We start from the raw sequence: 8,488 nt of genomic DNA on the forward strand, positions 1-8,488 counted from the left end.
ATCTTGCCGATCAGCGCACGCGCCAGCGGCGAGGAAATCGCGATCAGGCCCAGCTTGATGTCCGCTTCGAGGTCGCCGACCAGCTGGTAGCGCTTCTCTTCGTCGGTCTCCACATCGGCCAGGGTCACGGTGGCGCCGAACACCACCTTGCTGCCGACCGCCAGCTTGCTGACGTCGATGACCTCGGCGTGCGACAGCTCGCTTTCCAGCTGCTTGATGCGGCCTTCGATGAAGCCCTGCTGCTCGCGCGCGGCGTGGTACTCGGCGTTCTCCTTGAGGTCGCCGTGCGCACGCGCCTCGGCGATCGCGGTGATGACCTCGGGACGCTTGACCGACTTCAGGTGATCCAGTTCCTCGCGCAACCGCTGCGCGCCTTGCATGGTGATCGGGGCTCTCACGCTTCCAGCTCCTTGTGCAGTTCCTGCAGCGCCCAGACCGGACCGGTGCCGCGGAATTCCAGTGAATGCACCAGCGCACGCGCGCCGGCGACCGTGGTCGAATAGGTGACGCGATGCTGCAGGGCTTCGCGGCGGATCGAGAACGAGTCGGAGATCGCCGCCCGGCCCTCGGTGGTGTTGACGATATACACGATTTCGCCGTTCTTGATCAGATCGACGATGTGCGGGCGACCCTCGGCGACCTTGTTCACCTGCTCGCACTGCAGACCGTGCTGCTGCAGCCAGGCGCAGGTGCCGCGGGTGGCGACCAGGGTGTAGCCGCGCTCGACCAGCGCCTGCGCCACCGGCAGCACGCGCTGCTTGTCCGGATCGCGCACCGACACGAAGGCCTTGCCCAGCGGCGGCGCCTTGATGCCGCCGGCTTCCTGCGCACGCGCGAACGCCGCGCCGAAGCTGCGGCCCACGCCCATCACCTCACCGGTGGAACGCATCTCCGGGCCGAGGATCGGATCGACGCCCTGGAACTTGGCGAACGGGAAGATCGCCTCCTTCACCGAGTAGTAGTCGGGCACGATCTCCTTCAGCGCGCCCTGCTCGGCCAGTGTCTTGCCGGCCATGCAGCGCGCGGCGATCTTGGCCAGCGGCACGCCGATCGCCTTGGACACGAACGGCACGGTACGCGAGGCGCGCGGATTCACTTCCAGCAGGTAGACGATGTCGTCGCCGGCATCGTTGACCTGCACCGCGAACTGGGTGTTCATCAGCCCGACCACGTTCAGCGCCTTGGCCAGTTCGACCACCTGGCGGCGCAGCTCGGTCTGGGTGGCCGGCGACAGCGAGTACGGCGGCAGCGAGCAGGACGAATCGCCCGAATGCACGCCGGCTTCCTCGATGTGCTCCATGACGCCGCCGATCAGTACCTGGCCGCTGTGGTCGGCGATGATGTCCACGTCCACTTCCACCGCGTTGTCGAGGAAGCGGTCCAGCAGCACCGGCGAATCGTTGGAGACCTTGACCGCGTCGCGCACGTAGCGCGCCAGGTCGGATTCGCCGTAGACGATTTCCATGGCGCGGCCGCCGAGCACGTAGCTCGGGCGCACCACCAGCGGATAGCCGATCTCGCGCGCCAGCACCAGCGCCTCGTCGGCGTTGCGGGCGATGCGGTTCGGCGGCTGCTTCAGGCCGAGCTTGTCGACCAGTTGCTGGAAGCGCTCGCGGTCCTCGGCCAGGTCGATCGAGTCCGGCGAGGTGCCGATCACCGGCACGCCGTTGGCCTCCAGCGCGCGCGCCAGCTTCAGCGGGGTCTGCCCGCCGTACTGCACGATCACGCCCTTGGGCTGCTCCAGCTCGACGATCTCCAGCACGTCTTCCAGGGTCAGCGGCTCGAAGTACAGGCGATCGGAGGTGTCGTAGTCGGTGGACACGGTCTCCGGATTGCAGTTGACCATGATGGTCTCGTAGCCGTCTTCGCGCAGCGCCAGCGCCGCGTGCACGCAGCAGTAGTCGAACTCGATGCCCTGACCGATGCGGTTGGGGCCGCCACCGAGGATCATGATCTTGTCGCGGTCGCTCGGCGCGGCCTCGCACTCGTCCTCGTAGGTCGAGTACAGGTAGGCGGTGCTGGTGGAGAACTCCGCCGCGCACGAATCAACGCGCTTGTATACCGGGCGCACCTTGTGCGCGCGGCGCAGCGCGCGCACCGCGGCCTCGTTGGTGCCGCACAGCTCGGCCAGACGCGCATCGGAGAAGCCGGCGCGCTTGAGCGTGCGAAGGCGCTTGGCGTCCAGCGCGCCGAGGCCGTCGGCGGCCAGCTGCGCTTCCTGCGCGATCAGGTCTTCCATCTGGTCCAGGAACCAGGGATCGATGAACGACAGCGCGTGTACCTGCTCCACGCTCATGCCGGCGCGGAAGGCGTCGGCGACGTAGAACAGGCGCTCCGGACCGGGCGCCTTCAGCTCGCGCTTGAGCGTGGCCAGGTCGTCCTCGCTGCTCAGGTCCAGCCCGGTCGGGTCCAGCCCGATCTTGCCGGTCTCCAGGCCGCGCAGGGCCTTCTGCAGCGATTCGGAGAAGGTGCGGCCCATCGCCATCACCTCGCCCACCGACTTCATCTGCGTGGTCAGGCGCGCGTCGGCCTGCGGGAACTTCTCGAAGGCGAAGCGCGGAATCTTGGTGACCACATAGTCGATCGACGGCTCGAACGAGGCCGGGGTCAGCCCGCCGGTGATCTCGTTCTTCAGTTCGTCCAGGGTGTAGCCCACCGCCAGCTTGGCCGCGACCTTGGCGATCGGGAAGCCGGTGGCCTTGGAGGCCAGCGCCGAGGAGCGCGACACGCGCGGGTTCATCTCGATCACCACCACGCGGCCGGTCTGCGCGTTGATGCCGAACTGCACGTTGGAACCGCCGGTGTCCACGCCGATCTTGCGCAGCACCGCGATCGAGGCGTCGCGCAGGCGCTGGTATTCCTTGTCGGTGAGGGTCTGCGCCGGTGCCACGGTGATCGAGTCGCCGGTGTGCACGCCCATCGGGTCCAGGTTCTCGATCGAGCAGACGATGATGCAGTTGTCCGCGGTGTCGCGGACCACTTCCATCTCGAACTCCTTCCATCCCAGCACCGACTCCTCGACCAGCACTTCGCTGGTCGGCGACAGTTCCAGGCCGCGGCCGACGATCTCGATCAGCTCTTCGCGGTTGTAGGCGATGCCGCCGCCGCTGCCGCCGAGGGTGAAGCTGGGGCGGATGATGGTCGGGTAGCCGACCGTGGCCTGGATCTCCAGCGCCTCTTCCAGGGTGTGCGCCACTGCCGCCTTCGGGCATTCCAGGCCGATCTCGCCCATCGCCACGCGGAACAGCTCGCGGTCCTCGGCCATGCGGATGGCCTCGCGCTTGGCGCCGATCAGCTCGACGCCGTACTTCTCCAGCACGCCGTGGTCGGCCAGGTCCAGCGCGCAGTTCAGCGCGGTCTGCCCGCCCATCGTCGGCAGCAGCGCGTCAGGCTTTTCCTTGGCGATGATCTTCTCGACCGTCTGCCAGTTGATCGGCTCGATGTACACGGCGTCGGCCATGTTCGGGTCGGTCATGATCGTGGCCGGGTTGCTGTTGACCAGCACCACGCGGTAGCCCTCGTCGCGCAGCGCCTTGCACGCCTGCGCGCCGGAGTAGTCGAACTCGCAGGCCTGGCCGATGACGATCGGGCCGGCGCCGATGATGAGGATGGTTTGGAGGTCGGTGCGACGTGGCATGGTTCAATAATCCTCGACGTTCTCGGAAATGCGGGACCCGGGACCCGGGGCCCGGGACCCGGATTCAAGCCGACGCTGCAATGATTGTTGCAATCTGGAAAGCATTTGGCTGACGCGCTCGCAGAGCTGCAGCACAACGCTAAGTTCTTCGTGTTTGCCCATCCCAAGCCGCTCGACCAGCAACAACTGCGTTTGTAGTTCGGCGCACGATCCCGTTGCGATCGCTACAAAACGCGCATAGTCCCGTGTGGCGCCGCGTGCGTTGCCTTCAGCGATGTTTGAAGGAATCGATACCGCGGAACGCTGCAGCTGCGAAGTCAATCCGTAACGCTCGACGTGCGGCAATGACGCTGTGAACGAATAGACTGCTTCGGCGAGCTGCATGGACAGTTGCCAGACTTCGAGATCCCGGAAATGGGAGACCGCCATTACGCGGCCTTTTCCGATCCCCGGGTCCCGGGTCCCGGGTCCCGCATCAGCGACACGAACTGATCGAACAGCGGCGCCACGTCGCGCGGGCCCGGCGAGGCTTCCGGATGCCCCTGGAAGCTGAAGGCCGGCGCGTCGGTGAGCGCAATGCCCTGGTTGCTGCCATCGAACAGCGAGCGATGGGTGACGCGCACGTTGGCCGGCAAGGTCGCCTCGTCCACCGCGAAACCATGGTTCTGCGAGGTGATCATCACCCGGCCGCTGTCCAGATCCTGCACCGGATGGTTGGCGCCGTGGTGGCCGTGGCCCATCTTCAGGGTCTGCGCGCCGGCGGCCAGCGCCAGCAGTTGGTGGCCCAGGCAGATGCCGAAGGTCGGGATCTTGCGCGCCAGCAGTTCCTTGATCGCGGCGATCGCGTAGTCGCACGGCGCCGGGTCGCCGGGGCCGTTGGACAGGAACAAGCCGTGCGGGTTCATCGCCAGCACCTCGGCGACCGGCGTCTGCGCCGGCACCACGGTCACCTCGCAGCCGCGCTCGGCGAGCATGCGCAGGATGTTGTGCTTGACCCCGTAGTCGTAGGAGACGACCTTGAACTTGGGCTCGGCCGTGACGAAGGCGTTGCTGTCCAGGTCGAGCTGGCCGTCGCGCCAGGGATAGGACTTGTCGGTGGAGACCACCTTGGCCAGATCCATGCCCTTCAACCCCGGGAACTTGCGCGCCGCGTCCAGCGCGGTGTCCACATTGACCTCACCGGCCATCAGCGCGCCGTTCTGCGAGCCCTTCTCGCGCAGGATGCGGGTCAGCTTGCGGGTGTCGATGCCGGCGATGGCGACCACGCCGCGCTGGATCAGCCAGTCCGGCAACGCCACCTGGTTGCGCCAGTTGCTGGGGCGGCGCGGCACGTCGCGCACGATCAGGCCGGCGGACCAGACCTGGGCGGCCTCGTCGTCCTGGTCGGTGCAGCCGGTGTTGCCAATATGCGGATACGTCAGCGTGACCAGTTGGCGGGCGTAGGAGGGATCGGTGAGGATCTCCTGGTAGCCGGTCATGGCGGTGTTGAACACCACTTCGCCGACGGACAGGCCGGCAGCGCCTACGGATTCGCCCTCGAACACGGTGCCGTCTTCAAGGACAAGGATTGCGGGTTGAGTCACGGGGTTCGCCTTGGGGAGAGAGGAACCCTGCCCCACCAACTTGCAGGCTGCAAGAAACCGCGGACTCGGCGCTTCTCCGGGTCCGTGGCGATGGGTAACAGGCGAGCGAGAATTGTACCGGCGCGGGGCGGTCCGCGCCAGCCGTTTATGTGAAAACCGCGTTCAGCCGAGCAGGTCGCGCAGCTGATAGGCCCCGGGCGCGCGCCCCGGCAGGCGCGCGGCGGCATGCAACGCGCCGCGGGCGAAGATGTCGCGGTTGCTGGCGCGGTGCACCAGTTCGACCCGCTCGCCGAGTCCGGCGAACTGCACCAGGTGTTCGCCGACGATGTCGCCGGCACGCAGGCTGGCGTAGCGCGGGGTGGCGCCGCCGTGCGCGGCCGCGTCGCCGAGGGTGAGCGCGGTGCCGGAGGGCGCGTCCTGCTTGTGCACGTGGTGGGATTCGACGATGTCGCAGTCCCAGCCCGGCAGCGCCGCGGCGGCGCGCTCGACCAGATCGTGCAGCACCGCCACCCCCAAGCTGAAGTTCGAGGCCCAGATCAGCGGAATGCGTTCGGCGGCGGCGGCCAGCGCCTGCCGCTGCGCGTCCTCCAGTCCGGTGGTGCCGGACACCAGCGCCGCACCGCGCGCGGTGCACAGGGCCAGCACCGGGTCGAAGCCCTGCGGCAGGCTGAAATCGATCGCCACGTCGAAGGCCGGCACGCCGCCCAGTTCGGCTGCGGCGAAGTACGGCACGCCGTCGATCACCCGCTGCGCCGGCGCGCGCCGCACCACCGCGGCCACCACTTGCAGCGCCGGGTCCTGCGCGGCCAGCCGCAACAACGCCTGGCCCATCCGGCCGGACGCACCATGGATCAACACACGCAGCGGAGAAGTCGTCATCGGCACAAGGCTAGCGGTTTGCGCGCGGGTGCGACAGAGGGCGCGCGCGCCCGAGACGCAAGCGTCCCACGCGCCACCTCGGACGTGGCGATGCTTCCCTCGTCGGGGCTGAAGCCCCTCCCACAGGGGCGTGGCGGCACTGGAAGCGACAAAAAAGCCGCCGGGCGAGGCACCTGGCACCTGCCAAGAGACATCGCAGCCGATCGGACACCCCCTGTGGGAGGGGCTTCAGCCCCGACGCATTGCACCCACCCAATCGGGCATGCACCTGTCGACGCCACCACTCCCGCCAAGGGGGGAGCACGCTCGCCGGATCGATCAACCGCCCTACTCGGCCGCCGCCTGCCCCAACAGGCGCTTGTCCCAATCCTCCACCGCACGCTGCGCCAGGCGCCGCTCGAACAGGGTGCGCCAGTTCGGCACCAGCGGCAGCGCCAGCACCTCCTGCAATTGCGCCGGGTCGATCTCGCGCCGGTACAGCAGGCCGACCAGCCGCGCCAGCGGCCACTGCGAATACGGACGCTCCAGCAGCAACAGACTGTCGCCGGCGGCGACCTCGCCGGGTTGCAGCACGCGGTAGTACCAGCCGGTGCGGCCGCTGTCCTGCACGCGCCGCGCCAGCGCCGGCACGCCGAAGCGGTCGGACAGCTTCCAGCACGGCTGCCGCGACTGCGACACCTCGACCACGGCCGTCCCCAGGCGCAGCCTGTCGCCCAGGCACAGGTCGGCTTCGGTCACCCCGCTACTGCTGAGGTTCTCGCCGAACGCACCCGGCGCATCCAGCAAGGCATGCGCGCCGAGTTCCTCGCGCCAGGCCGGGTAGTGATCGCGCGGGTAATGGTGCAAGGCCTTGTCGGGGCCGCCATGCACGCGGCGGTCGCCCTGCTCGTCCAGCTCCAGCCCCTCCGGGCCGATGCGCAGGCGTCCGTCCTGGGGCCGCTTGTCGATCGCGCTGCGGCTGCCTGGGCGGGTGAACGCCTGCGCGCGGCCGACCAGGACCGCGTCGATGGTCCAGGACGCGACGGCGGCATCGGACGACGTCATCGACGGAGGCGACGCCGGACTCAGGCCGTCGCCCGCCGGTGCGCAGCGACCTCGTCCTGCAGCAGCGCACCGAGGATGCGCACGCCGGTCTCGATGCGTTCGGCCGGCACGGTCACGAACGACAGTCGCAGGGTATTGCGCTGCGGCGCGACCGCGAAGAACGGCGCGCCCGGCACGAACGCCACGTTGCGCTCGATCGCCTTGCTCAGCAGCGCGCCGCCGTCCATGCCCTCCGGCAGTTCGACCCAGATGAACATGCCGCCGGCCGGGCGGTTCCAGCGCACCTGCGCCGGGAAATACTTGGCCAGGGCCGCCAGCATCTGCTCGCAACGGCTGGCGTACAGCGCGCGGATGCCGGGAATGTGGGCATCCAGGAACCCGTCCTGCACCGCCTCGTAGACGATGCGCTGGCTGAACGAGGGCGTGTGCAGATCCGCCGCCTGCTTGGCCTGCACCAGCTTGGCGTGCACCGCCTCCGGCGCGACCAGGTAGCCCAGGCGCAGGCCCGGCGCGAACACCTTGGAGAACGAGCCCATGTAGATGGCGCCATCCGGGTTCATCGACAGCAGGCTCGGCAGCGTGTCGCCGCTGTAGCACAGCTCGCCGTAGGGATCGTCCTCGACGATGGGCACGCCGGCCTCGGCCGCACGCGCCACCAGCGCCTGGCGCCGGTGCAGCGGCAGGCGCCGCCCGGTCGGATTCTGGAAGTTCGGCAGCACGTACATGAAGCGCGCCCCGGCCAGTTGCGCATCGTCCAGCGCGTCCACCACCACGCCGTCGTCGTCCGACTGCATCGCCGCGAACGCCGGCTGGAACAGCGAGAACGCCTGCAGCGCGCCAAGATAGCTGGGCGTTTCCACCAGCACCTTGCTGCCTTCGTCGATGAACACCTTGCCGAGCAGGTCCAGGCCCTGCTGCGAACCGGTGGTGATCAGCACCTGGCTGGGACGGATGTGGGCGCCGTCGCGGCTCAGCCGCGCCGCGACCCATTCGCGCAGCAACAGATAGCCTTCGGTCGGGCCGTACTGCAGCGCCGCCTGTGGCGCGTCGCGCAGCACCTTGTCGCAGGCCTCGCGCATGCGCTCGACCGGGAAGGTGTCCGGCGACGGCAGGCCGCCGGCGAAGGAGATCACTTCAGGCCGTTCGGTGACCTTGAGGATTTCGCGGATCGCCGAACTGGTCAGCACCTGCGCACGGCGGGAGAACTGGAATGGGCTGGTCATCGGCATAGGATAGTCGCCGCCATCGCGACGCGCATGTGCGGCGCACAAGCGATGCGCCGGCCAGCAACGGGCGACGCGACTCAGTGCCGCCGCGGCGGCGTCGGCCCGCAGCTGTCGCAGCC

Annotated in this window: 7 protein-coding genes; all 7 read right to left on the minus strand. The window is 68.6% G+C overall.

The genetic code is table 11. The features are described 5' to 3' along the window. The coding region (gene greA / locus D180_RS15370; RefSeq protein ID WP_198526566.1) for a transcription elongation factor GreA at positions 1-386 on the minus strand (386 nt) is incomplete at its 3' end. An 8-nt stretch (positions 387-394) separates the two neighbouring features. Then, positions 395-3,637 carry a carbamoyl-phosphate synthase large subunit gene (gene carB, locus D180_RS15375; protein WP_017913497.1) on the minus strand — a complete coding sequence of 1,081 codons (3,243 nt, stop codon included), beginning with the start codon at positions 3,635-3,637 and terminating at the stop codon, positions 395-397. 3 nt (positions 3,638-3,640) lie between these two features. Continuing rightward, positions 3,641-4,066: a four helix bundle protein gene (locus D180_RS23090; protein ID WP_081616508.1), complete on the minus strand. Its 426-nt coding sequence runs from the start codon at positions 4,064-4,066 to the stop codon at positions 3,641-3,643. Continuing rightward, positions 4,066-5,220, minus strand: coding sequence for a glutamine-hydrolyzing carbamoyl-phosphate synthase small subunit (gene carA / locus D180_RS15380; RefSeq protein WP_043091068.1), 1,155 nt, complete (start codon positions 5,218-5,220; stop codon positions 4,066-4,068). The genes D180_RS23090 and carA overlap by 1 nt, the downstream gene beginning before the upstream one ends. A 162-nt stretch (positions 5,221-5,382) precedes the next feature. Continuing rightward, a complete protein-coding gene (gene dapB / locus D180_RS15385; protein WP_081616509.1) occupies positions 5,383-6,099 on the minus strand; it encodes a 4-hydroxy-tetrahydrodipicolinate reductase in 717 nt (238 codons plus the stop codon). Between the two features lie 327 nt (positions 6,100-6,426). Then, entirely contained in the window at positions 6,427-7,143 is a 717-nt protein-coding gene (locus D180_RS15390; protein WP_017913500.1) for an MOSC domain-containing protein, read from the minus strand. Between the two features lie 20 nt (positions 7,144-7,163). After that, positions 7,164-8,372: a PLP-dependent aminotransferase family protein gene (locus D180_RS15395; RefSeq protein ID WP_017913501.1), complete on the minus strand. Its 1,209-nt coding sequence runs from the start codon at positions 8,370-8,372 to the stop codon at positions 7,164-7,166. Positions 8,373-8,488 lie beyond the last annotated feature (116 nt).

It is taken from the genome of Xanthomonas sp. SHU 166 (assembly GCF_000364685.1).
GTDB classification, from domain to species: Bacteria; Pseudomonadota; Gammaproteobacteria; order Xanthomonadales; family Xanthomonadaceae; genus Xanthomonas_A; species Xanthomonas_A sontii.

Excerpts from the sequence above, each read along its gene's own strand:
- carB (WP_017913497.1), bottom strand. The coding sequence starts at position 3,637 with ATGCCACGTCGCACCGACCTCCAAACCATCCTCATCATCGGCGCCGGC.
- D180_RS23090 (WP_081616508.1), bottom strand. The coding sequence starts at position 4,066 with ATGGCGGTCTCCCATTTCCGGGATCTCGAAGTCTGGCAACTGTCCATG.
- dapB (WP_081616509.1), bottom strand. The coding sequence starts at position 6,099 with ATGACGACTTCTCCGCTGCGTGTGTTGATCCATGGTGCGTCCGGCCGG.
- D180_RS15390 (WP_017913500.1), bottom strand. The coding sequence starts at position 7,143 with ATGACGTCGTCCGATGCCGCCGTCGCGTCCTGGACCATCGACGCGGTC.
- D180_RS15395 (WP_017913501.1), bottom strand. The coding sequence starts at position 8,372 with ATGCCGATGACCAGCCCATTCCAGTTCTCCCGCCGTGCGCAGGTGCTG.